Source organism: Mesorhizobium sp. B2-6-2, from assembly GCF_006440615.1.
In the GTDB taxonomy this organism is placed as follows: Bacteria; Pseudomonadota; Alphaproteobacteria; order Rhizobiales; family Rhizobiaceae; genus Mesorhizobium.
Genome location: NZ_VFUG01000007.1, coordinates 213,313 through 238,616, shown reverse-complemented (window position 1 = coordinate 238,616; position 25,304 = coordinate 213,313). Strand labels below are relative to the sequence as shown.

Genomic DNA, 25,304 nt, shown 5'->3' with positions numbered 1-25,304 from the left:
CACTCGCAACTATTCGCGTAATCGATTACCTTGTCAACAAGATTGGCTTTTTATCTATAAGATACCGACTTGCCGTTGCCGTTCGCAATGGCTAGCTTCACCGCAAACGATAAAGGGGAGACGATGGCTCAAGTCGCGATCAGCAGTGTGGCCAAGGCGTTCGGAACCGTCAAGGTCCTGCATGAGGTCAGCGTCGATATTGCCGACGGACAGTTCGTCGTGCTGGTCGGTCCGTCGGGGTGCGGCAAGTCCACGCTCTTGAGGATGGTGGCCGGGCTGGAGACCGTTTCTGGCGGCACGATCTCGATCGGCGACCGCGTCGTCAACAACCTGCCGCCGGCGAAGCGCGACATCGCCATGGTGTTCCAGAACTATGCGCTCTATCCGCACAAGACGGTGGAGCAGAACATGGCCTTCGCGCTGAAGCTGCGCGGCACCGATCCTGCCGTCGTCGCCGAACGGGTGAAGCGCGCAGCTGACATCCTCGACCTCGCGCCTTATCTCAAGCGCTATCCGCGCCAGCTTTCGGGCGGCCAGCGCCAGCGCGTCGCCATGGGCCGCGCCATCGTGCGCAATCCGCAGGTGTTCCTGTTCGACGAGCCGCTTTCCAACCTTGACGCCAAGCTGCGCGTGCAGATGCGCACCGAAATCAAGGAACTGCACCAGCGGCTGAAGACGACCACCATCTACGTCACCCACGACCAGATCGAGGCCATGACCATGGCCGACAAGATCGTCGTGATGCGCGACGGCCGCATCGAGCAGGTCGGCGCGCCGCTTGAACTGTTCGACCGGCCGGCCAATCTGTTCGTCGCCGGCTTCATCGGCTCGCCGGCGATGAACCTACTCAAGGGCGTGAAAAAGGGCGACAAGCCCGTGGTCGATATTGCAGGCTCAGCGTTTCCGATGCCGACCAGTATCGCCGCGGCGGACGGCCAGGCCGTCGTCTATGGCGTGCGCCCCGAGCACCTGGAAATCCATCCCGACGGCGTCGCATCGACGATTTCGGTGGTCGAACCGACAGGCTCGGAGACGTTGGTTTTCCTACGGTTCGGCGAGGGCGAGATGGTGGCGCTATTCCGCGAGCGTCACGACTTCAAGCCGGGCGACACGCTCAAGCTCAAGCCGCGTCTCGACCAGGTCCACCTCTTCGACGCCGCAACCGGCAAGCGTCTCTAACCGCACACAACCCTCCAAGAGGAAACCATGCTCAAAGGGATCAACCCGCTGCTCAATGCCGATGTGCTCCAGGCGCTGCGGGCGATGGGCCATGGCGACGACCTGATCATCGCCGACACCAATTTCCCGTCCGATTCTGTGGCCAGGCAGACGGTGCTCGGCAAGCTGTTGCGCATCGACGCGACGGCGGCGGAGGTGGTGAAGGCGGTGCTGTCGCTCTATCCGCTGGATACTTTCGTCGACGATGCGGCAGCGCGCATGGAGATCGTCGGCAAGCCGGGCGAAATCCCGCCGGTGCAGAAGGAGGTGCAGAAGGAGATCGATGCGGCCGAGGGCAAGCCCTGGCCGATGATCTCGATCGAACGCTACGCCTTCTACGAGCGCTCCAAGAAAGCCTATTGCGTGATCCAGACCGGCGAGCGCCGCTTCTATGGCTGCTTTGCCTTCCGCAAGGGCGTCGTGCCGCCGGATGCGGAGTAAGGACATGGCTACCGGCAAACCCATCATCATCTTGGGCGTGTTCGTCGCCGACACCGCCTATCGCGCCGACCGCCAGCCGCGCCTGGGCGAAACGATCCTCGGCAATTCCTTCAAGCTCGGCCCGGGCGGCAAGGGCTCGAACCAGGCCGTGGCGGCAGGCAAGCTCGGTGCCGACATCACCTTCCTGACCAGGCTCGGCGTCGATGCCTTCGCCGACATGGCAAAGCAGACGTGGAAGGACGCAGGCGTGAAAAGCGCCGTCATCGATACGCCGGACAGCTATACGGGCGCGGCCTATATCTTCGTCGAGGAAGGCAGCGGCAACAATGCCATCATCGTCAGCCCGGGCGCGGCGATGCTGATCTCGCCTGCCGACATCGAGGCGCATGCCGGCCTGATCCGGTCCGCCGGTGTCTTCGTCACCCAGCTCGAACAGCCGATCGACGCAGCCTTGAAGGCGCTCGAGATCGCGCGCGGGGCAGGGGTGACGACCATCCTAAATCCCGCGCCGGCCGCAAGCCTGCCCGACCGCATCTACGCGCTCTGCGACTATGTCACGCCCAACGAGACAGAGGCCGAAGGGCTGACCGGCATCAAGATTTCGTCGATCAACGACGCCCGCCGCGCCGCCGACGTGCTGCTGGCCAAAGGTGTCGGCGCAGTCATCGTGACGTTGGGTGAAAAGGGCGCGCTGCTGCACACCAAGGCCCGCTCCGAACATGTCGACGCGGTCAATGCCGGCCCGGTGATCGAGACGACGGGGGCGGGTGACGCGTTCAACGGCGGTCTCGCGGCCGCCCTGGCAAAAGGCATCGAGCCGCTGGAGGCCGTACGCTTTGCCTGCGCGGTCGCCGGCGTCTCGGTGACCCGCCCCGGCACCGCGCCGTCGATGCCGACATCGCAGGAGGTCGAGGCGCTGCTCGCCAGGGCCTGAGCCCTCCACCTTCCACTTTTTGCGGCTTTTTTAGCGGCCCCTTATTGCGGAACGCAACTGAGGCGAGCGCGTTCATCGTCCTGTCTGCGCGCCGATTTGGAACGGTAGGATGAAAAAGCCTTACGAAAAGCCCACGCTGGTAAAGCGCCAGAAGCTCACCGAACGGACGGCCCAGATCGTCGCTTCCGGGGTTGTGCTGGGCGAATGATTCGAGGGGGCAGCGCTAAAGAATTCTGCTGGTCAACTCCAGCATCGTCGTTGCGCCTTGCTCGCTGCCGGGCATATGCACGACACGGAGCACACGAAGGTCCCTGCTCGACCCTTCGACCGGCATCGACACGCTTTCGCCGACCCGCGGCAATTCCTGGAAGGCGAGCTCGTCGACATCCCTTTCGTCGTCGATGGAAATCCGACATCTCACAGCCATCTTATCTCTCCCGTCTTTTCGCCCGTTGGCTGAACGGGACAAGATTGGAATGGTTCCGGGATCAAGGATCTCAGACGGCAAACCTGCTGCGGCATTCGCGCGGAGGCCCCTTCAAGGCTTTGAATTGACGCCTGCCAACGTTGATGCCGACCAGTGCGACGAGGACAATCGGCCGGTCTTCTTCGGCCAGGAGGGCGCGGGCCTCACCGAAGCGCAGTCGCGCCGCATATTCGCAGGAGCAATCAATTCTCGGGAAGCGGCAACGGCCTGTCGCTCAAGGTCCGCAGGTAAGCGATCAGGTTTGCTCGCTGGTTCTCGTCTCGCAGGCCCGGGAAAATCATGGCTGTTCCAGGCAAAGCGAAAGCCGGGTTTGAGATGAAGGAATTGAGATCTTCAAAGGTCCATGTGCCGCCAGCTTACTTCAGAGCCGACGAATACTGGACGTCGCTTTGTGCTGCCGTCGACGGCATGACCTTCGAGTTTCTAGTATAGCATATTATATCTTGAAAACGCTCACAGCAATTCTCCGCCGGCCCCTGAAGCGTTAACCACGAGTCTCCCTAGTGTGAGCGTGCCTAATAGTATCAGATGCGAATTGGCGGGTCGTGAAACAGCGGCTAGATTTAATTGAGATGAAGTCGAGGTGCGGGACCGTCAGGAGGAAATTTCGATGACTTCACACTTCCATATAGTTAACGATTCCGGCGTGCCGGTCCACGTCGCCCTGTCGACCGCGGGCGTAGTTCAATACTGCAAGAACGATGTGGCTCCCAAAACAGACTTCACATGGACTCTGAACGATGCGATCTGGCATGATCTAACAGTGATCCCGTCAAACGGGCAAAACAAAATCAACGTCAGAGATAACAACGCCTGGAAAATTGCAGAGATCGTAGTTGGGTCTGCAGGCGTACTGGCGGCCGCGGGTGCTGCTCCATTCACGGGCGGTGCTAGCTTGGCGATCGCAGCTGCGGCGATTGGAGGAGTTGTGGCAGTCGGCACTACTGTAGTTTCGTTGACCAATTTCTTTCTGCATCCTGCCGCAATTTCAAATCTCTATGCTCCAGATGGATATGATGTCGATATCCAGGGAGGAAACTTGGTCGGCCACATGAATGGTGGAGAATTTATAGCAACTGGCTTTAACCCAATTGTTCTGCAATGGCGCAATCATAGTACCAAGAGCCACGGCACTGTAACAGCCCCCAAGTAGCCACTGCAGTTGTCTGTGAGAGGACCACGGCGCTCCGTTCCCTTTTCCGGGTCTGGAGCGTCACCTCTGCGCCACTGGTCTCGCGGTAAACGGCGCAGTTCACGCCCTTCTGGCCGTCGTTGCTGAAAAACTTGCGTCACACGCAAAGGGCGCCGGCGTCTGGGGCGAGCAGCACCATCTTCTCGCCCGGGCCGGACGAACAGTGTCGGCTTGCGACCGTCGGCATAGAAGTAGCGGCTGCAGTGTCGATCGAAGAGCGCGCGCGCGGTGTCGTTTCCGTCGCGCACCTCGATCCAGCCATCGCCGAAAAGAAACGGCTGCACGCTCATCGCCGCACCGAGCGGCTTTTCAACCTCGAAAAACAGTTCGGCGAGGCCGAGCCGATCGGAGCATGGAGATTTTCCGTACGCGTCGTGGTGCGGCCTATCGGAAAAATTCATTTTCGGAGGATTTCCGGGACATCCGCAAGGTGGTGTTCCCGGGCGACACCAGGATGATGCTGGACTTCCGTCGATCGGGGGAGAACCGAGGCCGTTGGCGGCGGCGTCGAGGGTAACCGCGTTGTCGGCGAAGCTCGCCAACTCGCTGTCCGAATCGAAGAAGCTTGAGCAAACCTATGTGTCGGTCCAGATCGAAATGGTCAGGCGTGCGGATGATGTTCGACGCGAGGGAAGGCGGGCTCTCAGGGGGAACAAAAAGAGCTAGGAACAAAAAGAGCTAAAAGTCTGAATTGCCTGTCCGGCATTCAGACTTTTGACCTCTACCTCAACGGCCAACTTATTGAAAAGATGGCGCGAGTGACGGGGCTCGAACCCGCGACCTCCGGCGTGACAGGCCGGCACTCTAACCGACTGAGCTACACCCGCGCACTGACGAGCACGTGTCAGCCGTGTTCGTCGTTGGGCGGTGGATAAGGGGTTCGCCTGCGGGTGTCAAGCGCGGCATTCAAGCATTACAGCAATCAGGAGAAGGTTTTTTGACAGCGGCGCCGAGGCTGGGGAAATCCGTGCCCCGACGGGTACGCCGTCTGTTCATTTAGCCTTGCGAATGCGGCCCTAACTGCTTAAAGGTCCGCGCTCAAGCGGGCGATTAGCTCAGTTGGTAGAGCGCTTCGTTTACACCGAAGATGTCGGCGGTTCGAGCCCGTCATCGCCCACCAAATAACCTTCTGAATTTAATCGGTTATTCCATCCATTGGTTGGTAACTAATTCACGGGTTACCGCCCCTAGCTACAAACTAGCAACTCTGTGCAGCGGCTATGTGTGCCCTTCGGCAATCGACAAAACAGATGGTTGCGGAAGGAATCGCGCGTCAGCGGACGGCCTTCGACGGGTAAAACCTGCAGGCTCTCGATCTCCTCCATCTCCCCTCCATCGATACGCAGAAGGCAGGCACCGCGCATGCCGACGGCGGACTCAACGACCCCTGGATTTTGGGCCTTACGTTTGGGCTCACAGTCGGATTGCTGCCTTACACTACCGTGCGAGGTCGTCCTCTGGCTCGCAGAACTTCTCGACGGTGGCTTCTTCTACGCGCTGCCCAAAGCGAGGACAGGGCAGAAATCCATAAAAGAGCCTCTTGCGATTTCGATCAGTGATTACGCAGCATCAGGGCAATCCGGAAGCGCGCACTTTGGATGCGCCACAACGGCCTCAATGATCGCACAAATCCAGCATATCAGCCGCTTGGCATCCGTTGATGGCGGCGCTGGCGTCATGATTATGCGACTGCCCGTTCTTGTAGGCGTCGACGATTGTAGCGAGGCCGATCCCCGAATCTGTGGTATTTCTTAAGATCCGACACCCTCTCTGGATTTCATTGTAGGCGTCGACATTGTTATCTTTAAGCCAATTGATATTACTACGCACCGCGCCAACGTCACAGGATGCGGCGGAAGTTATGGAGGAAATACAAAGGAGCAGTGTTCCCAATGCGGATTTCCGGGCCAAGTGCATTTGAATATGCTTCATGTTGACACCAGTGTTCGCGTCATTTCAATTCGACTCCCTCATTCTTGCAGTCGACAATGGAAGCAGTCGAATAGGCAAAGCACCCCTTGTCGTCGTCTACCTCATCGGTCTTCAGGTCCTTCGCCTTCTGGCAGGCGACTTTCCGAGACGCCAACTTAGAAGCAAGTATTTGAGAATATTGATCTGAAGTTGTTTTTGCAAACGGCTGCTCGCCCACGTAGCAGGATCCTGGGAATGCTTTAGGGCTGCGTGCAACCGCCCATGCGTCCTTTGAAAAAGCAGGGGGAATGTGCAAGGCGACGATGCAAGAGACCAGCACGCCACGGGTTAGCAATGTCTGCAATGGTCGCATAAAGTTTCTCCCAAACTGCCTTGTCTTCGACGACGCCGGCCACTTCAGTCCAGCAATCAAGATAGCAGCGACCCCCGGTAGACGTGAAGAGGGAATTTTAGCTCTTGATTGTTTGAGACAGCTAAATCATGATTACTGGCTAGAGGGGAGGCTGTACCTCAAGGAAGCCACATCTTGTAAGTCTCCACGTGAACAACGCGGAGGCGGCGCTTAGTTTTTGCGCGTACGGCGCGAGAACAGGTTTGCCGTGTTTCGTGAGGTCTACTGAGGGGGTCATGACAAACGCGGACCGTGACGCCGCTGGATTTCCGTCGGACTTCGAGCCGCAGCAGGCTCCGGAAGTGGATAGTTCAGCGCGCGAGCTCAAAGTAACAAGACGGGCATTTGTGGCTGGCAGTGCAGCCAGCGCCTTGCTCGTGAGCGCCAAAGGTCACACCGAAGATCTTACAGTCTCCAACCAGTGGTCCTGGAGCCGAGACGGCGATGGCGGACGGATGATCTACACTGTCCGACACCCCAAGATGGCAAGTGCCGTGGCCGTTTTTAGGGAGCGGAGTTTTGGCGATCTCGCCCGGATCAACATCAAGCCGATTCCCAACCGGCAGGGCCACTCCGACAACGACGGATCTATTGACCTGCGCCTTACCGTAGCGGGGGCGACTCTTCTTCCGAATACGGGCGACAGCCGGACAGCTCTTGCGGGTTTGCGTAGCAGATTGTTCGCGCTCGAGTTCGATTTCTTCCACGACACGAAGCGAGGCGACGGAGTACCATCGATCGATGTCCGCGCGGTAGGTTGGATATTTGGGGCAGGATGCGTTCTCGCTGAAAAGGCGAGCGTTGCCGATTGGTCCGGAGGCAACCATACGGCGATTGTCGCTGCGGGTGCCGGCTCGAGTCTTACCGCAAAATTCGTAAGTCAGCTCTTTGATGGCTTAGTCTTGGCGCCACGCAAGATGCGGCTTTCGTTCAAGCCGACGCTCGCCGTCGACGACGTCTTCTATTGGCGCGTCGAAGCGCTAAACGCGAAAGGGCATCCCCGCGACCTCTTTTCCCTGTCGGTAAGGCCAGGCGCCAACCCGGACGCTCCGGCGACCTTCGCAAAGACAGCGTTAAGCGCCTCAGCGATCGTAGAAGTGTGGCGCGATATCTTTGCAGATACCGATCAGGGCTCCACGCCCAAAGCCCTGGATCAGTCAGCCGTATCAAACAAGCCTGAGGATGGCATAGAGATAGGCAGTCCTACTGGTTCGATTACTCGTGCCAGATTTCTTGATCCGCAGGTGATTGGCCAACAGCTCGTCCTCGCGGAGCAACAGCCGCCGAAAAAATCGAAGGCGGGCGTCATCCGCCCCATCATTGCGGACTTCGCGATTGCTTCGTCACTTCAGAGCAAGGCGGACTATCCATTTGAATGGGCTCGTTGGGCCACCGATGATGGCCGCGAGGTCGTTTGTGCCAAAGTCGTGGGCAGCGGCGATCTCATCGTTGAGGCTGCTAGCGCGAAGGACGGCGTGACACGATCCTTCATCGAGGGACCTTTTCCACTTGCCCCCGGCGATCTTCGGCTCTTCAAGTTGGTGGGTGGCAACGACCTGGAACTGGACACCCGGTTTCCACTCACCGCCGGATCATTTTCCATCTTAACAGCTTTCGGAACATTTTCGGCCGAAGGGCCTGAGCCAAAGCGAGCTGACGGCGACTCAACTCGGGAGCCGCGTCCCGTGCGAATGCGTGCGCTTAACTGGACGACAGTGAAACATTTCGAAGCAACGGCGAATCTATTTGATGCTTCGATTGCCCTCGCAAGAAGTCCATCTGGTGCGGCGCAGGTGCTTGCCGGAGGCGCTGACCATTTTGGTCGCTTGGATTTCCTCGGCGGAGCCCAAGTTACATTTCTTCTGAGCTGCGTTGCGGATCTAGCTGACCGCAAACCGGAAATCGGCCGCATACTCTTAGGTTTTTCACCGTCCGCAATGAACGTGCCAAGCCCACCGTGCTCTATTCCGATGGAAAGCGCACTGCTTCGTCTTGTACGCTCTCGCGATCTTGTCGATCTGCGTTATCGTTTTGCAGGATTGGATTTAGTCAACGACGGCACCAAAACTAGCCTGCGTCCGCGTGGTCTAGCTGCGGTTGCACGTCTGGGCGATCCGGAAAACCGAGACGACGGCCGAGGAGTTACGTCTCTGCCTGCCAACAGCGGCAAGGGGAGCAGTGAAAACACAACAGTTGCCAAAAGTTCCTCGCCCGACGATCCCAAAGTTGGTGAGGTGGCAGATGAAGGCGTCCTTTCCGGTGCCGTTTATGATCCGCGGCCCTTCATCGTCGTCGAATTCCCTCCACAACACCGAGCTGAGGAAGCGTTCTTTCAACGCCGACCAAGTCGGCCTGGCCCTGTCAAGTTGCCGCTCTGGCTGCATAGCGACGAAGCAGTCCTTCAGGGGCTTGACGAGTTGCACCGCATGTTTGTGGTGCCGGCAAGTTCTGCTGAACAACTCGCTACGGAGCGCGCAAGTATCCGAGCAGCTTTATTGAAGGCCTTGGTCGATATAAGCGAAAAGAAAGACTATGCCGCGCTCACGACACTTCTTGATCCACTTCAGCCCGGGGCGTTAGACCCGCCACTTATACCTCCGAAGGAGAAGGCGAAGAAGGACGAGTTAGGGACCTTTTTGGCCTTCGCGAATAGCTTTGCAGAGCACGTTAAGGACGTCCCGCTTCCACTTGAGCAAAAACTCTACATAGGTCGAGAATTCCTTGATCCCGACGCTTTGCTTTACGCGGAGCAAACAGCGAAATTGGCCCAAGAGAGTGCTCTAACTGATGACGGCTATAACCCTCTCTTCGATGGCATGCCGACCGATCCAGTATCGGATGAAGAGATCGACGCAATAGCAAAAAATACCGGCAAGGCCAAAAATGATCCTGCGGTTACAAAAGAGGTAGAGGCGCTGCAGAAGCTGCGCGACCCATACTACCCAGACTTCAAAAAACAATACGAAACGGAGTTCACCAAAGCAGTCTATCCCAAAGGCTTCACCGGCGATCCAAAAGCTATTCAAATTTTTGATGGTCGTGATGAGCTCCGTGAGCTCCTTCTGGGTCTGCTTCGTCAGGTCGGCGACGAAAAGCCTGAAAATCCAGACTACGCTACAAAGAAGGCAGCGTTGGCGGACTGGCTCAAAAAGCCTGACGGCATCTTCGCGAAGCTCAAGAAGGTAATTGGAACTATCAATCGCCCTTCTGATCCGTCAGGCGACGAGATGCCAGTGCGCCCGGTGCAGTCGCGCCTTGCGGGCCGCAGCCGGCTCGCCTTCCGTGTCAACACCGACGACTATCAGGACACCGGCGGCGAGATACCGTTCACGGTTGACGAGCTAACCAATTTCTCGCGGTTCGAATTGTCAGTGGTGCGGCGCGCGCAAAGGCTATTCCGCACGTACCAGGACGGCACCCGTCGACCGATGTGGGACGCCGAGAGAGATCAAGACCTCGCGAGAATGTTGGTCCATCAAGGCTTCTCGCGCGGCGGCTACGGAAACCTGGCTCCTCCGACCTCGCCGGACGATCTTTGTAACGATCCGGATTGGGTCGATCCTTCGGGAATGAATTGGCAGGAGGCCAGGATTTCGGTCGACCAGCGTCTAGCAGAAGTCGTTAAGCTAGCGAGCGAGCCGCCGACGCTCTTTGAAACAGCGATCGAGATGCCGTTCCGACTGCACCTTTCACCATCACAGGATGCGTTGTTCCGCACGCCGCGCGGCGTGCCCGCCAGCCTCTTCAACGACGCTACCACTACAGACAGCGCGCCCACCAACGCACTTTGGGTAGCTGAGCTAGACCCCGATGCCGGCGCGCAGACACGTGCCGTTTGGTCTCCGGACTTTCGACCTGAAGTATTTGTGCCGCAAGAACCGCGTCGTCGAACCATGCTCGAGGCGATAACGGCGCAGTTGGGTTACTTTCCGAAAAACAAATCGCGCTCCAACAGGGCACCGCTCCGGGGGCCCTATCCACCGTGGGCGATCGGTCGCCATCTTTCTTCGGCGGACCTTACCGGGGCTGTTGCTGAGCTTGGCAATCGTCGTTTCCGCACCTCGCTGGACGCATTCGATCGACATGAGTTGGTTACGCTCACATCCGTCTACGGGCTGCCAGTCATGGGCCGGGTTGCTCCTGACGGCGCGCGGATCGGTATCGATCAACTTGAACCGCCGCCAGGATTTCAGGTCTCGCTGCGGGGATGCCCGCCAGACGAGGTCGCTCGTCTTGAATACAATGACATTTACGTGCCGCGGCCTCTCGATCCCGAGGGCTTCGAACTCGGATTGACGTCACTAGGTGGTTACCTCTCCGTCAACGCATCCTTCGAGCCGCCCGCAGCCATTGCGGACTTCGACCGGGGGACGCTCTTTGACGCGCTTTCGATAGAGCGATGGCGCCACCGCATTGTTCTTGGTCGGGATATTAGCGCCGAGGTGGTTTACAAGGGCTACCTGATGCCCTTCGGCATCAGAGCTGCTCTTATCAAGAGTACGGAACGACGTTTCGAACGGGTTTGCGGGCGCGATAGCCCGGTGGCGATCCTCAGGCAACGGATGTTCATCCAAATTGCAAAGCCCGAGAAGGACTATCCGGCATTCCGTCAGCCCGACGAAGGTCGCCGCGTCCCCTTCCTTCGGGCAAGGATCGTTACTACCCAGTCGCCAGACATTGTCGATCCGTTCGATCTCTCCGGCAGCCGCGACGATACGAAGGTTTGGTCGAGCGGATTGATCGATCTCGAAGAGCGCAAAGAAAACGGCAGCCCCGCCCCAGCCTCGGCCGGTACGCCGTTCTGGCCACGCACCGCACGTCGGGCCGGCGCGGAAGTAATGTTCGAGGTTCTGTTCGACGAGAAGTTCAAAGTCCGCATGCCGCTGGTGTTCGTCGACAATGTCACGGCGAACAACAAATCTTCCCTGGAGGAGCTTTGTAAGTATTACAACCTTCTGGGCACACTGCCGTCCAATTCGGCAGCTTGGCAAAGCCCATATATTGCACACTCGCAACTGGTTCAGCGGCCCCTGCTCGGGCAGCAAGTCGCCTTCGCGCCTTCGCTCGACGAGGGAGACACGCAGTTTGAAACGGAGAGCGTCACCTTCGCGGTTGAGGGGAGGCGCTCGCTCGAACAACCAAAGCCTCATGCCAGCGACTATATTCCGGCCACATTCAACGTGGATTTTGCCAGTGACGCCTTCATGCAGGGCGCCGACCAGCCGCCATTCTTCCCGGCGATGCGCCGCGCGTCAATTCGGATTGCACAGATCGACAGGCTGACAGGAAAGAAGGGAGATCCGGTCACCGTTGGCTACGATCCGACCTACGCGTTGTATGGCTTCGACCCGCCCAGCCCGAAAGACCCGAGAGGGAAACCGTCCGGTGACCTCAACAACAAGCGTGACATCTTCCTGGCTATTGCGTCGAACCCACGCCCAAAGATGGAGTTTGGAAACGACGGCCACCGAGGCGGAGCGGTTGCACGCCCAGAGATCGAAGTATTCGCGCTCTCAAGGTCGCGTGGCCCCATTGGGTCGACGGATCCAATCCCGCCTCCAGGCGCAGCGCCAGCCGCCGCTGCGGACGCTCCGGCTGTCCCAAGCGTGCCAGAAATACCTCCAGTTGCCGAAAACATAAGCGGAAAGAACCTAAAGGATTTCTTCCCCGACAATGCTAAATTGCTTGGCTTAGTTAAACTCAGTGACCTCTTGTCAATACTAGCCGATGCTTTGGGGTTGGAACCCAAGCTTCGGGAGATTACCGAATTTGGTGGTGGCCTCTCCGACGATGCCGATACGTTCGTTCGGCAAAATGTGTTGCTGCCAATCGATGCCGCCCTCGACGCGTTCGAAACCCGCCTTACAGACATCAACTTCAGAGGTAAGTCCGGTCACGACGCGTTGAAGGACGTCTATCCCGAAGTTGAGGCGTCATTTGTAGAATTTAGAACCAGCGTCGGAGAGGCGCTTTCCAGCACGTCTACTAGCCAAGATCCCGAGGCGTCGATTGCGGCCTATTCAAGCGTCTATTCCTCCGGACGGCGGTTCTCCTCCGCCGTCGAACGCGCCGTGCGCGACCCGATCACCCCGCTTCGCGAGGCACTGCGCAAATGGACGGATGAGTTCGTCAATAGCATCACCACGCAGCTCAGCGGCGCCGCCGACAAGCTGCTCCAGGCCTTCAGCCCCCCTGCCTTGCGCAGCGCGGCCATTGACCTGATCAAGGATGGGCTACTCACGGCATCGGATTCGGCCGCCACGGCGGTGGCGCACCTTATCTTCAGCATTCCTTCGCCGGTTCCACCTCCGCAAAAGTTGGAACAACAGGTGGGGGCCGCCCTTGAGAAAGCATTGTCAGCGACGATCCGGGCGAAACCAGACGAGGATGATTCGCCTTGGAGCCTGAAGCAGGACGAACCGCTATTCGACTTGTCGCGCTTTGGCAAACGGCTCACCAAGGAATTAGGTGACCAGGCAAAGGCGTTGGCTGACACCGATCCGGTCAAGCAATGGCTTCTGGAGCAGCAAACCTCATTGGAGAAAGCGCTCCAAGACCGTACCGACGAACTACAAGGACAACTTTGGACGCTGTTCAGCAAGGTGGTCATCAACCTGACAGAAGCGCTGAAGCCACTTGCAAAGCTGTCAGTCGAGAAATTGGATATCTTTCTCGAAGCCCTGCAAAGGTTTGGCAATGCGATCGGCGATGCGTTCGCTCAAATCGAGGAGCTGAAGAAGATCGGCGATGTGCTTACGGGGCAGTGTAGCGCCGTCGTGGAAACGCTCGATCACTTCGCAAGAGTGCTGCTTCCCATCGGTGCCGCTGCGGGCGACAACACCGTCTGTATTGGTCCGACCCCAGTCGACTGGGATAAGTGCCGAACGAGTAATGTTCCTTCCGCGTACAAAGCTGTGGCAGCTGTCGTGCGGCTAGCCGATGCGCTTGATCTGTTGGTGCAAAGCGGGCAGGGCAAATTAGAGAAGCTGCTGCAGGCAGTCGACAAGGCTGCGACTGCATTCGACCCCGCTGGCCGGAGGGAAATTGACCGTGCGCGAGGCCCATTGGAGGCCCTCCGAACAAAGCTCGCCAACGGAACGCGTGGGAATATAAGCAACGCCCGAACACAGCTGCTGGACACCGCGCGGCGTATCGATGCCTTGGGCAAGTTCTATGTCGGCCGCTTCTCTGAATTACAAGGTGAACTGAAGGCAGTCTGTACCACACCGGAGAGGCTCTTTAATCAGCTCGTTGCACCGCTTGTGGAGCTCGACCACGAACGGCGGGCGGCATTGGGGACGTTGGTTGGGATATCCTCAGATATCAAGGCCTTGTTCGAGATTGTGGCTGATACGACAGCTGGGCCGGTCACATTGATACCCCCCGCTACAAAAACCGTTGCCCCTGCTCCAAATGCGATGCCGGCCAACTGGAAGTGGGACGAGGTAGGAACGGCCAGTAATCCGATTAGCATTGCCAGCGATGCCGTTTATTTTCTCGAGACTGCGAAGAAGGACATTCTCGGCGCCATTCTGGCACCGGTGGCCCATTCGGCGTCGTTCCTTGCTGACTTCACGTCGCTCGCCGCCTTTCTTGGTGACCTCGTGGACAAGACGAGGAAAGACGCCAAGACAGCGTTCGCGCAGAGTGTCGAAAGCCTGGCCAAACTGCTCACCGACAAGAGCGGACTCGGCGATGCCGGCAAAAGGCTGGCCGACTTCGCATCGAGTTTTAAGGCCGATGAATATAAGCCGGTCAGCGAGGTTGTCGGTCTCGCGAAGTCTTTCATCGATCACTGGAAAGCCCAACTTGATCAGACTGTTAAAGATTCGATCTGGCAAATACTGAGCGACGAAAAAAGGACAGTCGTGGAGTTCGAACCTAAGTCGGTGGAAAGCGTCCAGAAGGACTTCATCGCACTCGGCGACGAGGTGAAACGCATCATTCTCGATGCTGCGGTCAAGGAGGGGCAGGACCTTTTCAGCGAATTGGACACCAAATACGAAGCCGTGCTCGCCGATTTTCTCCTGAAAGCACTTTCCCGCGGCGAAGAATTGTACGCGACTGCGGTCAGCAAACTGGCTCCCCAGTTGGCGACTGTGAGTGACGTCGCGGCTACAGGGTTTGGACAGGTCCTCGCGGCGCGCAACAAGCTGATCGATGATATCACGAACGGTGGGTCATCCAACGCCACCGTCGCCTCCCTGAACCAAGCCTTTGTGCTGCTGCTCTCTGCCTGCCCAGCAAAGACGAGCGATCCCAAGAACGACCGCTTACAGAAACAGTCCACGTATCTGTCGAATCTCAATCTTAAGTTCGAAAGCAGTTCTAATCCTCAGCAGCAGATAGATGCTGCCAAAGAGCTGTTTGTTCTCTTTAAATCTTGGGCATCGGTCGAAGCTAAAAAAGACAACATCTGCACAGACGGCGACACACTGAAGCAAAACGCAGTCCTTATTATTTTTGCTCAGGTCAAGGACGCAATCGACACACTGGTCCGCCGTGATTTTGCCCGCCTCATCGACCTTGGTATTGTCCGCCGTGCTATCGAAGACAAGCTCAAGGAGCTTATTCCGACGCGTGTGACATTAGCGTACGATTTCAACGCTGAACTTAAGGATGCAGTCCTAGGTGGGATATTCATTCCAAATCACAGCGCTCTGAAAGATAAATACAAAGATATTTACGATCCAAATAGTGCTGATTGCCAGCTGACCTTGAAGGCGCGCACGACTATTGATCTCCTTACACGGGCGCCCCCAAAAGTAGACGTTTCGGGCGGACTTGGTGCGTTTGCGGTCAAGCTTGTAGGCACTGACTTCGACGTTATCACTCTGAAGTTCGATGGAGCGCGCTACGGATCCGATACCGGCGGCAAGTTCAAGACCAACGTCACCGGCGTGCAACTGGGCGAGATGGTCGAGTTCCTAGAGCAGTTTTCTCAATATATCTCATTCGGCGATAGCGGCTTTTTCCTTGCCTATCGGTTTGACCTACCAGGCATAGAGGCCGGTTATCGAATGGCGCCCATTTACCTTACGCTGGGCGCGCTCAACATTTCGAACCTTTCGCTCAACGCCTCCTGTATCCTGCCATTCTCCGATGGAGAGGCAATTTTCAAGGTGGGATTGTCACGACCGGAGTCGCCTTTTGCGATCACTGTCGGCATTTACGGCGGCGCGGGCCACTTGGCGCTCTACGCGAACGCAAGCGGCATAATCGGCTTCAGTGCATCAATGGAGTTCGGTGCGATAGTCGATTTTCGCCTTGGTCCGGTGGCCGGGCGGGGCCAAGTTTCAGCCGGCATCTACATCGTTTCGCTGAAGATCGGCAAAACGCGTGTTTCCACGATACAAGGCGTTTTTACGGCCGCAGGTTCGGCCAACATCGCGATGTTTCGGATATCCGCGATGCTCCAGGTCAGAGTAGGACAGCAGGGTTCGGGCGGGGTCGCAGGCCACGCAATCTTTGTCTTTTCCTTTTCACTCGGCATCAAGGATATCGAATTCCGCTTCGTCATCTTCAAACAGGAGTCGAAAGGGTACGGCGGAGGTGGGCTATCAGCAGCGCTCCTCGATGATAGCCAGCCCCGTTTCGCCAACGCACTCATTGACCCAACCGTTACAGGTTCGACACCGGCGCCAACCTACAAACAGTGGGAAAGCTGGGCTGCCTTCGATCGTTGCGGCCCAAAGCTCGAGGCCAAAGCCTCGTGCAAAGGCGAGGATTTTGCCAGCTATATGGACTATTTTTCGGAGGTAGATCCGTGGATACCCCTGTAGCCGATCCAACACCCGACCAGACGACGAACGGTTCAACCGCTGAAGCCGATCGGTTCGCTGCGCACCTCATCCCAACCGCAATAGTGGCGCCTGGGAATTCGGTAACAATGGGCAAGTCACTTAGAATCCAGGCAACCGTATGCTTCACGCCTGTCCCAGCAAAACAGGGCAACGGCGGCTTCGATACGTGGCCAAGTTGGATCGCTGGCCTCTTTGAAGAAAAGGGACAGATGAGCGTTCGGGCCAGGCCGGCGCTCTCGTCGGGGACCGGAGTGCTTTTGGGAACTCCGAGAAACTCATTCAAATCGCGCTACACGGCGCTTGCCAAGATTGCCAAGGTAGATCGAGCCGCACTGCTCTCGCACCTCGATGTGCTTTGGGCAAAATGGTTGAGTGATGGCTCGCCAGACGATTTCACCAGTCTGAGAGCGCTCCTCAGTGACGGGGCCAGTAAAACGCCAGCCACAGCATTCGGAGACGTTCTTCAACCGAAGGCAGCCGACAAGCCTAGCGCGTCTTCGGTCCCAGATATCGTGGCGGTTCCACGCGCCGAACTGGCCCGCCGCTTGACGTTGGCAAGAGCGCGCGACCTGCTCGAGGAGGCTGTCAGCATCCTCTCTCCGGAAGCAGCAAAATCGATTTCGGAGGCGCGTGTGCGGCGAACGCTGTCGTTCGACACGGCAAAGCTGGTCGACCGACCATGGGCGCGACTGCCGACGGCGCAGGAGCTTGAAATTATCAAAAAGCCAGCACCGGCGAACGCTAGTTCGCCCTCGTCCGAGCAGAATGCCAAGTCAGATCGCGCGACCTACGAGCCATTCCAGTACGGCGAGGTACCGTCTGACAAACAGTGGCTCCTCCTGAAGCAGCACCTTCAAGAAGAGCGCGGGTGGCTCGACGCCGCACTCGGAGAGAAGCTGAAGCCGCATCGCATGGCTGCGGTCAATATTGCCCAGAGTTCGCAGAGCTGTGCGGCGAGCGCAGATCCTGACGCCGTGTTGGCAGCACTCAGAGAGATGCGAAGTGACGAGAAAGTCACTGACATCGATAGCGTCGCCAACCAGTGTGTTGATAAGGATGACAAGTTTCAGCAGAAACTTGATGACGATACAGCCGTCCAGAGTGCCTCCACGCTGGGTGACTATGGAACGGACGTCCCTCCGAAAAGCGAGAAAGCGGATTTGCGTTGGCATTCGTTACAGGGCATTCACGCCTTGGCGCGAGTTGTTCATCTTGTGGTCGATATCGAATTCGACATACCGCGGACCGTGCTTGACCAAGTGGCGCCAGAACTTGAGTCCGTAGTGGGGAAGGCTATCAATGATGACTGCCAACCGCGGTTCGTAGAACTTGCCTTGGACAGCCCTAACCACGTCGAACCACGGCTTTGGACGCTGACCAAAGTCGTTCTTCCCCGCGCGGGTGAAAAGACTGCACCAACATGTTGGCCTTCAACCATTGAAGAATGGGCCATGGCTGCTTCCACGACGTGCTCGGACGACATTGCGAGCAAAGAGGGATTGCTTGATTACGTCCATGGCGTGGTGGACCTCGAGGCACAGTTTTACGCAAAAGACATACCTGCCGACAAAAGGCCGAAACGCTATGACGTCATCTCCGTCGACGTGGTTCTAGCGGCAGAAGCCGAACAAAAACGTCACCGCCGGATCGCAACGATGGAGGAGGCAAAAAAGGAAACTAGAGGTGCTCTTCCCCTAGACGATGTTGCTGAGGCGATTGAGCCGTCCACACTGGTAACCGCAGGCCTGCAGGTGATCGATCGGTGGCGACAGGCAGTGGCGGTTGATCAGTTTATCAGTGCATGTGATCGGGCCAAGAAGAGCGAGCACCGGCTGGACGCCAATGATTTGGCGATCGGTTACAAGATCGACGTCGGTGTCACGCAAAAACAGACCGCCGCCTCGTCTCTTAGGGACTGGCGGAGTCTTACGGAGCGGGCGGTAACATATAGTGCCTTCGGTGACGAAGACGAAGGCCGTTTGAATATCAGCCGCCTGGCCGATAGCTTTCAGCCCGGACAAAGCTTCGATCAACGTGAGATAACGTTGCGCGAAGTTGATGGGGCTGTGCTGGCCTCGGGTTCACGCTTGCTGAGAAATGCCGCCGCGAACAGCGAAGCGTTAAACGGCCAACTCACGGCCTTCACCGAACAACTTATCGCGACGTGGGACGGGGATCCAATCGGACAGCGCACGGGCGCATTCACTGCTTTCGGTGGAAACGACGCGCTCCCTGTTTCCCAATCCGCGACATTACCAAAGAATAGCAAGACCGGTCGCGCGCCACATCGGCTGCGCTTCGGTCGCAACTACGCCTTGGGAATGCGATCAGTGCTTATGGGTGGGGTCACGCTTCCGGTTGAGCGCGCCGCGGTCCTGTATGACAAAGGTTTGGGGAGAGGTCTTGCCTATCCGTCCTCTCCGATGCAATTGCAGCGGTTCCTTCGGCACGAACGGATTCATGCGCCGATTGTCGCAACGGCAGCTGAACTCTTAGTTTACGAACACGCGAGCAACCGCGGCGGTATCGACAGTAAGGAAATGATCGTGCGCAGTCTGCCCAAGGACAACGGTGTTCCGAAGTCCGAGGCGTGGCGCTTCCAGCCGGCTAAAACCGAGCGTGTTTTGTTTGCTCCGGGCGTAGATCTCAATTTCGCGACTTTGCACGGCTCGTTCGACAAATCGGCCAGGCAGTTTGCCCGCAGGGCACCTTTCGGGGGGCTGCTCGATGTCGACTATGACTCAGATTGGGGAGGCTTTCCGGTCTTCGATCCTCGAGGGCCGGCGATCATGGAGGCAGTGCGTGGAGAGTTTCGCAACGACGAACTACCACCCGAGCGCTCTAAGCCTACGGACACCTGCACCATCATGCGGGGCGAAAAGCCGAAATCAACAAAAGTTCCAAGCGGGTTCGCTGCCTTAAGGCGCGCAACGGGAAAGAGTCCGTCCAAACGCACACTACAGTATTATCCCGATCCAGCCGCTCGCCACATGATGATTGCATTGCATCGACCGGAAAAAGGAGATTCCTATCTGACGGGGGATGCTATTCGAATTCCGCTCTATCCTGGAACGCCGACCCCCGATCCTTTTGCCGATACGCCAGGATATCCGGATGCGCGGCCAGTCGTATTGAGAGTTCAGACCTACGAAGGCACGGGGAGTGTCAGCAGCTATGATGATCTTCGCAAACGGGCCGGCATCAAGACAGACGAGCAATGGCCGTACACGCCAGTTGTGAAAGGCGCAGGAAGCGCTCGGGTGGTAACCATATGCCTCGCGCCGGGCGAGGACTTTGAGATCGAAGCATGGTGTGTGCCGGACGAAACCCATCTCCTTGCTTGGTTTGACGCCCCCGAAGCAATGGCCTTGCTCCTACACGGAGCGCCGGAGACCGACCTTGCCAAGAAATATGCCGCCATTGCTCGGACCTTGCCGAACTCGCCGAAGCCTGCGCCATGGAGTGCTCGTCGCGGAGAGGCAACTATACCGTGGGCTCTCGTGCGCGAGGCGGCCGCAGTCGTATATAAAACCCTGCTGAAACAGCCGGTCGCCGGGATTTCGTCGGTGCGGCGGTTGCATGCCCTACACGCCACCGGGTTGCCCAAGCCAGGGCTAGACTTTGGGCCGGCGGAACCCCCGGGCTGGCCCATTTCGCTCATTCGCGTCGTTCCCGAAACCCGCGATGCAATCGTTGCGGGCACAAAGCCGTGGAGGACGACAAGCGAGGACGGCGCCCGGGATGTTTTGATCGCCGGGCGGGCGACGATCGACGTGGACACCACCGAGACGCTAGAATTGAGAGTGGTAGGGGCATCGCCGAAGGGCGAGGCGTTCGATGATCCCCGCCAAGGTCGAAGCTACGAGAAACGAGCGAGAGGGCTGTGGCCGCGCACCAAGTCGGGGATTGAGCCGGGGGAGATTCTGCCGATCAAGTCGAATGACTCCAGCAGAAGTTACATGAGCGATTTGTTCGGATTTGATGTTGCGGCAGATGGTACCGCGGACGTCCGACGCAGTAAGGCCACCTTGGCGCGGTGGACCATCGATCGTGCAAGGAAGGATCCTACGGTCGACTTTCTCGAGCTGACTAAAGAATTGTCTGCAAATAAGCGAGCGGCAATAGAGGGTCTTTTCTCGGACACCAAGGCGCGACGACTGACGCTGAGCCTTGCTGCGACATCGCGCACGGCCCGCCACATACCCGACCGATTGACCTATCCAACCCAAGCCGAGGCTCAAGTCGACGAAGTGCGGCTTTTTCGGTCAGGCAACACGCGACTGGAATGCATTCTGCCGGCTACAGAGCGGCCGTCTGCGCTTTCGACTAAGAGTTTGCTCCCTGCCTTCACTTGGGCGGACACCAACCCATCGGAGAAAACACGCAAAACAAAAATTCGAGTTCGGCTTCGTCGGCCATGGTGGACTTCTGGGGAGGATGAGCGGCTTGGGGTGGTCGTATGGCCACCGAACATACTCCACACCGACAGCCAATGGCCCGCAGCAGAACTGAAAAAAGGAACCATTCGCCGTCAGACGCCGATGGCTAAAGGCGACGGGCTTGTCAAACTTAATATGCATAAGCTCGCAAACCAGAAGGACGCTGCTTGGCGAGAGGGTTTCTTCAGCGACGCCGATCTTGGACCAGGTGGAGAATACATTACTCGATGGGGTTCCGATCCTATCTTCAATGCGGATGACGTATCGTGGTTCATCGCCAAGGACGCGTTCGGTGATGTATTCGATCTATCCGACCGCATCTTCGCGGCACCGATCGATATGATCGCGACCGAAGGACAAGACAGCAGCTCGCTATGGCCTGCAGCAGACCGCTACAGGCCGCGGTTCGTCGAAAATGTCCTGATGCCTATCCCGGATGTAGAAGACAAGGCCAAGAACGCTGACCCGAAGGTCAAGGGGACTGATCCAAAGGCCTCGGGGGCCCAAGCAAAAACGAGCGAGGCTGTCAAATCGCCAGAGTTTATGATGGTGTCGTTGGTAACCTATATGCCGCGCTTCGACCCTGATTTTGAACACTGGTATGTCGATATAGATCTCGACACCGGCCACGCGCGCGACCCATTCGTACGACTCGGATTGGTTCGTTTCCAACCCCACGCGCAGCGCGATTTGCAGCTTTCGTCGCCGGTTGCCGAGTGGGTACAAGTGGTGGGCTATTCGCGACAGGTCAAAATCTCGAGAAGTCCGGGCAAGGAACCGGTTGCCCCAGTCGGAGCACAACCCCGAGATTGGGTGTGGGTAGAGGTCCGCAGTGCTAGCTCTGCGGATATGACGGGTGATGCGACTGGCGGTTGCGAGACAGACACTGACAGCAATCCTCCACAGTTTCGGGCCACCCTTATCGAATGCCGACGACTCCCCACAGGGCAGGTATCAGAGCGCGTTGCACGCCTTGAGCTGGGACAGGATAGCACGAGCGGCTTTGGCGAGAGCGATGGCCCGGTCGTCAAGTCTGGGGAAGGTTCCGCTGGAACCTCGTTGCTATGGTCATGTAAGCTGCCTCTGCCTTTCGCTCTCGGCGAGCATCCGGACCTGACCTATGCCGTGTTTGTCGAGGAATTCCTGCAGGCCATGCCGGCCTCGTTTTCTAACGAGCCGATCCGCCGAGACGAAGACATTAAACCCGGTGAACAGATTATCGAATCTGGTACGCGCTTTGCCGTTCGGATCGAGGTTAATTGAGGCGAGGCTTATCAATCGAAGGTAAGAAACAGCGAGCAGCAGACACGGAATGGCGTGGGCACCTCGCAAACGGAGGCGGGTATGTTTAGATTGATCGGTGCGGCCATTCTTTTGGTGTCAGGCATAGTCGTCGCAAGCGTTGCCTCGGCCGATCCTATCGATTTGGTCATAAATCCAAGCCCCCAGGAATTCTCAAATACGTGTCAGTCATATTCGATGGCACTGGCCATGGCGTTCGCGCCCAATTCCCCCTTCCGGGCAGAAACAGCCACGGAGCTTCGCGAGCTCGAAAGGCGAACGCGCAAGGCTTTGGAAGCGAGCGCAAATGGCGCAGAGCCCACGCGAGACGACTGGAAGGCGGCCGTCGAAGAGGTTTCCAACGGCGTCCTTTCTGTCGATTGGAAGGCCTTCGACCATTTAGATCCGGCAATGCACTTCGTGGCAGACAAGACAGGGGTATCTAATCCGGACGGCCTCGGAGAAGCTTTATCAGCGGCTCTCGTGCAGACGCCGGTAATGCTATCGTTTACCCGCATCGAAGAATCTAAGTACGCGACGACCCACATAGTTACGGTTTTTGGCGTGCAGCTTCCGGATGCCTCCATGGACGACTCGGTAAAACCGAAGCTTTTATTGGTAAATTCCGCAGTTAAATATCCTGGCGGAGCTAAGAACGTCTGCGCGGAAGAGGATCTGTCAGACGCGGATAAGTACCGCGCAATCGGCACAATCACTGATAATTACGATATGACCCTGTTCAAAGGGAAGCCATACCTAGTCACGTTTATTGTTTCGAACCAGAAATAGGTCTCTACGGAAGAGGCGCCTCTGACACGACCGTCTGGCGCGTCAAGCAGGAAAGGGCGTCCGGTTGTCGCTTTCGATCTACCGCGCGGCGAGTTCGTGCGGGTTGCGTGCGACAGTCAACTGCGCTTGCCGAGAGGGGTGCTGGCACTGCGTAGCTACCCTGGCCCAAGTTGCGCGTGGAGCGAAATTTTCCAACAGCGAATTTGAGCCAGCAAGTTGTCATGGCCTGGAAAGGGAAACGAAACCCAACGGTGGCGACCCTGTTGGATTTGGCCCAGGCCCTCGGGTAAGCCACGTGGATCTCGTCAAACCCGACGACCAACACAGGAATCGGTTTCATCCTCCAAAATCCTTCCAATCCGCAGGCCGCTTTTCGGCTTGAAAATAGGAATATTTGCCTATAATCTAGGATTGTCCAATGTTTGGAGCGCAACCCAATGTCAGGTCGTCAAGCCAAGGCCGTCACCGATTCAATGTTGCGCAAAATGCTGGCGCATACGCGCAAGTCATCACATCCAATGCGGGACCGGGTGATCATCCTCCTCTCTTGTAAAGCTGGGTTGAGGGCCTGCGAAATTGCCGGGTTGGAATGGTCCATGCTCCTCGATCCAAAGGGGAGGATTGGGAACCTGATCATGATCGAGGATCGTATCGCTAAACGCCAATCCGGACGACGGATTCCGCTCCATCCCAGTCTCAAGGGCGCACTGTCTCTTTTAAGAGAAGACGAGGGTAGTGACGGCCCAGTCATCCGTTCCGGCCGCGGTGGCGCCATGAGGCCTAACAGCATCGTCAATTGGTTTGTCGAACTCTATCGAGAGCTGAACTTCGAAGGGTGCTCGTCCCATTCGGGACGCCGGACGTTCATAACGACGGCGGCACGATCCGCGCATCGCGCTGGAGGATGTCTTCGCGACGTCCAGCTCCTCGCCGGTCATCGATCGCTGTCGATGACACAGACCTACATCGACGGCGACACCGATGCGCAACGCCGAATCGTCTCAATGATCTGAGAAAGTCCATGTCTAACGGGACCGACGATGTTCGTGGACTGATTTCGCGCGCGCGAATTTTGAAAAAGCCGGTCGCCGAGAAGATCCTGGCGCCTTTCGATCAAGGGGATCTCGATAGCCTTTGTGGTGTCTATTGCGTGATGAACGCCGTCCGCTTTCTTTGCCCGGAGTTGGGACGTCAGAAGTCGATCGGCCTTTTCCAAGTCCTGTCGGAGAACCTGACGACAAACAGGGTGACGGCCCATGAGACTGTCGGACTGGGAATCGAAATTCCGACTGTCCAGGCCCTCGTTGAGGCCGCCTGCAAGTACCTTGGGGAAATACTCGAGGCGCCAATCAGCGTGGGTGTGTTTACCTCGAAGATTCGGCGGTTCGATGATTTGTGGACGGCGTTGAGAGAAAGCCTGGACGACAACCAAGTTGCCATAATCGGTCTGTCCGGTCGTCACGATCATTGGACGGTTGCCTATCGGATGACCAAGAGAACGATCCGACTGTTCGACTCCGACTCGATGAAAGTTTTGCAGCGGGCGCGGTGCTCGCTCCGCGATCCGAGAGTTCCTTACCAGATTGATCCGGACGAAATCATTCTCATTCGAAGGGGAGGGAGCGTTGGTAGTAGAATCTAGTAGAAATCCGGGTGATCGATCCATCAGTGTGAAATGTCACTTTTACACTGAGGGAATCATCACCAATGATCGGTGTGCGCCGACAATGAGCGGAACCCCATAGGTGACCCTCGAGGAATATCTCGGCTACCGTCAAAGGGTCGTCGAACTCGATCCTGACGCGATGAAAAAGGTGGAGACGAAATCCCCTCCGATCGACGCTACCGATTTTGCCCTCAGGGTCGCGTACGTGATCCTCAACAGTGGAATGAGGTGGACCGTTGCCCAAGATATCTGGACCCGGATGAAACCAAGCCTGGTCGAAATAGGGGAGGTGGGGGAAACGTTTGGTCACTCGGGAAAGAAAAAGTCCATCAACCAGGTGATGTCCAACCGGTCGGAATGTTTTGAAGGGTTTCGTGCGGCGTGGCAGCGGGGATCAGAGGAAGTGATCGAGTTTTGTCAGACCCTTCCTCATGTCGGTGACATAACGAAATATCACTTGGCAAAGAACCTGGGAGTCGATGTGGCGAAACCCGATGTCTGGTTGGAGAGGGTTGCGGCAACGTCGGGTGAGACGGTCCATCAATTGTGCGGACGATTGTCGAGACAGTCGGGAAACAGCGTCTCGGCGGTCGACTATGTGATCTGGAAAGCCTGTCAACAAGGATGGTGGCGGCGGCAGGGTCCTGCGGAGAGGCAGGACCAGGAAAAGGGATAGGTGCGCGGAGCCGCGGAGGAGTACTGAGGCAGCTCTGCACAAGACCAAGGCACGC

The 25,304-nt window shown here is 57.5% G+C and carries 14 protein-coding genes and 2 tRNA genes; 13 read left to right on the top strand and 3 right to left on the bottom strand.

Annotation, left to right across the window (positions count from 1 at the left end; translation table 11 throughout):
• Window positions 1–123 precede the first annotated feature (123 nt).
• The 4 genes from ugpC to FJ419_RS31030 all read left to right on the top strand — a co-directional run bounded on the left by ugpC (window position 124) and on the right by FJ419_RS31030 (window position 2,801).
• A complete protein-coding gene (gene ugpC / locus FJ419_RS17075; RefSeq protein ID WP_140695661.1) occupies window positions 124–1,179 on the top strand; it encodes a sn-glycerol-3-phosphate ABC transporter ATP-binding protein UgpC in 1,056 nt (351 codons plus the stop codon).
• Between the two features lie 27 nt (window positions 1,180–1,206).
• On the top strand, window positions 1,207–1,659 hold the full coding sequence (locus FJ419_RS17070) for an RbsD/FucU family protein (protein ID WP_140695658.1): 453 nt from the start codon (window positions 1,207–1,209) through the stop codon (window positions 1,657–1,659).
• Between the two features lie 4 nt (window positions 1,660–1,663).
• The gene (rbsK, locus tag FJ419_RS17065; RefSeq protein ID WP_140695655.1) at window positions 1,664–2,593 is read left to right on the top strand and encodes a ribokinase; all 930 of its coding nucleotides are present in this window, start codon (window positions 1,664–1,666) and stop codon (window positions 2,591–2,593) included.
• 109 nt (window positions 2,594–2,702) lie between these two features.
• Complete coding sequence (locus tag FJ419_RS31030) at window positions 2,703–2,801, top strand: putative RiPP precursor (protein WP_208648418.1); 99 nt, start codon at window positions 2,703–2,705, stop codon at window positions 2,799–2,801.
• 15 nt (window positions 2,802–2,816) lie between these two features.
• Here FJ419_RS31030 and FJ419_RS17060 read toward each other — a convergent pair whose 3' ends face one another.
• Window positions 2,817–3,020: a hypothetical protein gene (locus tag FJ419_RS17060; RefSeq protein ID WP_140542619.1), complete on the bottom strand. Its 204-nt coding sequence runs from the start codon at window positions 3,018–3,020 to the stop codon at window positions 2,817–2,819.
• A gap of 670 nt (window positions 3,021–3,690) precedes the next feature.
• Here FJ419_RS17060 and FJ419_RS17055 point away from each other — a divergent pair.
• Both FJ419_RS17055 and FJ419_RS17050 read left to right on the top strand, forming a co-directional pair.
• On the top strand, window positions 3,691–4,233 hold the full coding sequence (locus FJ419_RS17055) for a hypothetical protein (RefSeq protein WP_140695651.1): 543 nt from the start codon (window positions 3,691–3,693) through the stop codon (window positions 4,231–4,233).
• Window positions 4,234–4,475: 242 nt separating this feature from the next.
• The gene (locus FJ419_RS17050; protein WP_140695648.1) at window positions 4,476–4,730 is read left to right on the top strand and encodes a hypothetical protein; all 255 of its coding nucleotides are present in this window, start codon (window positions 4,476–4,478) and stop codon (window positions 4,728–4,730) included.
• 292 nt (window positions 4,731–5,022) lie between these two features.
• On the opposite strand, the gene FJ419_RS17045 is transcribed toward FJ419_RS17050, so the two are convergent.
• Window positions 5,023–5,099, bottom strand: a tRNA-Asp gene (locus tag FJ419_RS17045).
• A 217-nt stretch (window positions 5,100–5,316) separates the two neighbouring features.
• Between FJ419_RS17045 and FJ419_RS17040 the strand changes: the two genes are divergently transcribed.
• Window positions 5,317–5,392 (top strand) — tRNA-Val (locus tag FJ419_RS17040).
• A gap of 831 nt (window positions 5,393–6,223) precedes the next feature.
• Here FJ419_RS17040 and FJ419_RS17035 read toward each other — a convergent pair.
• Window positions 6,224–6,556, bottom strand: coding sequence for a hypothetical protein (locus FJ419_RS17035; protein WP_140695645.1), 333 nt, complete (start codon window positions 6,554–6,556; stop codon window positions 6,224–6,226).
• 275 nt (window positions 6,557–6,831) lie between these two features.
• Between FJ419_RS17035 and FJ419_RS17030 the strand changes: the two genes are divergently transcribed.
• The 6 genes from FJ419_RS17030 (at window position 6,832) to FJ419_RS17005 (ending at window position 25,249) form a co-directional block, all read left to right on the top strand.
• Window positions 6,832–16,377 (top strand): hypothetical protein, encoded by a 9,546-nt coding sequence (locus FJ419_RS17030; RefSeq protein ID WP_140695642.1) that lies wholly within the window; start codon window positions 6,832–6,834, stop codon window positions 16,375–16,377.
• A gap of 107 nt (window positions 16,378–16,484) precedes the next feature.
• Entirely contained in the window at window positions 16,485–22,100 is a 5,616-nt protein-coding gene (locus FJ419_RS17025; RefSeq protein ID WP_140695639.1) for a hypothetical protein, read from the top strand.
• 81 nt (window positions 22,101–22,181) lie between these two features.
• Window positions 22,182–22,907 (top strand): hypothetical protein, encoded by a 726-nt coding sequence (locus FJ419_RS17020; RefSeq protein WP_140695636.1) that lies wholly within the window; start codon window positions 22,182–22,184, stop codon window positions 22,905–22,907.
• A 437-nt stretch (window positions 22,908–23,344) separates the two neighbouring features.
• The gene (locus tag FJ419_RS17015; RefSeq protein WP_140695634.1) at window positions 23,345–23,920 is read left to right on the top strand and encodes a site-specific integrase; all 576 of its coding nucleotides are present in this window, start codon (window positions 23,345–23,347) and stop codon (window positions 23,918–23,920) included.
• Between the two features lie 8 nt (window positions 23,921–23,928).
• Window positions 23,929–24,549 carry a hypothetical protein gene (locus FJ419_RS17010; RefSeq protein WP_140695631.1) on the top strand — a complete coding sequence of 207 codons (621 nt, stop codon included), beginning with the start codon at window positions 23,929–23,931 and terminating at the stop codon, window positions 24,547–24,549.
• A 103-nt stretch (window positions 24,550–24,652) separates the two neighbouring features.
• Complete coding sequence (locus FJ419_RS17005; protein ID WP_140695629.1) at window positions 24,653–25,249, top strand: hypothetical protein; 597 nt, start codon at window positions 24,653–24,655, stop codon at window positions 25,247–25,249.
• Window positions 25,250–25,304: the final 55 nt, after the last annotated feature.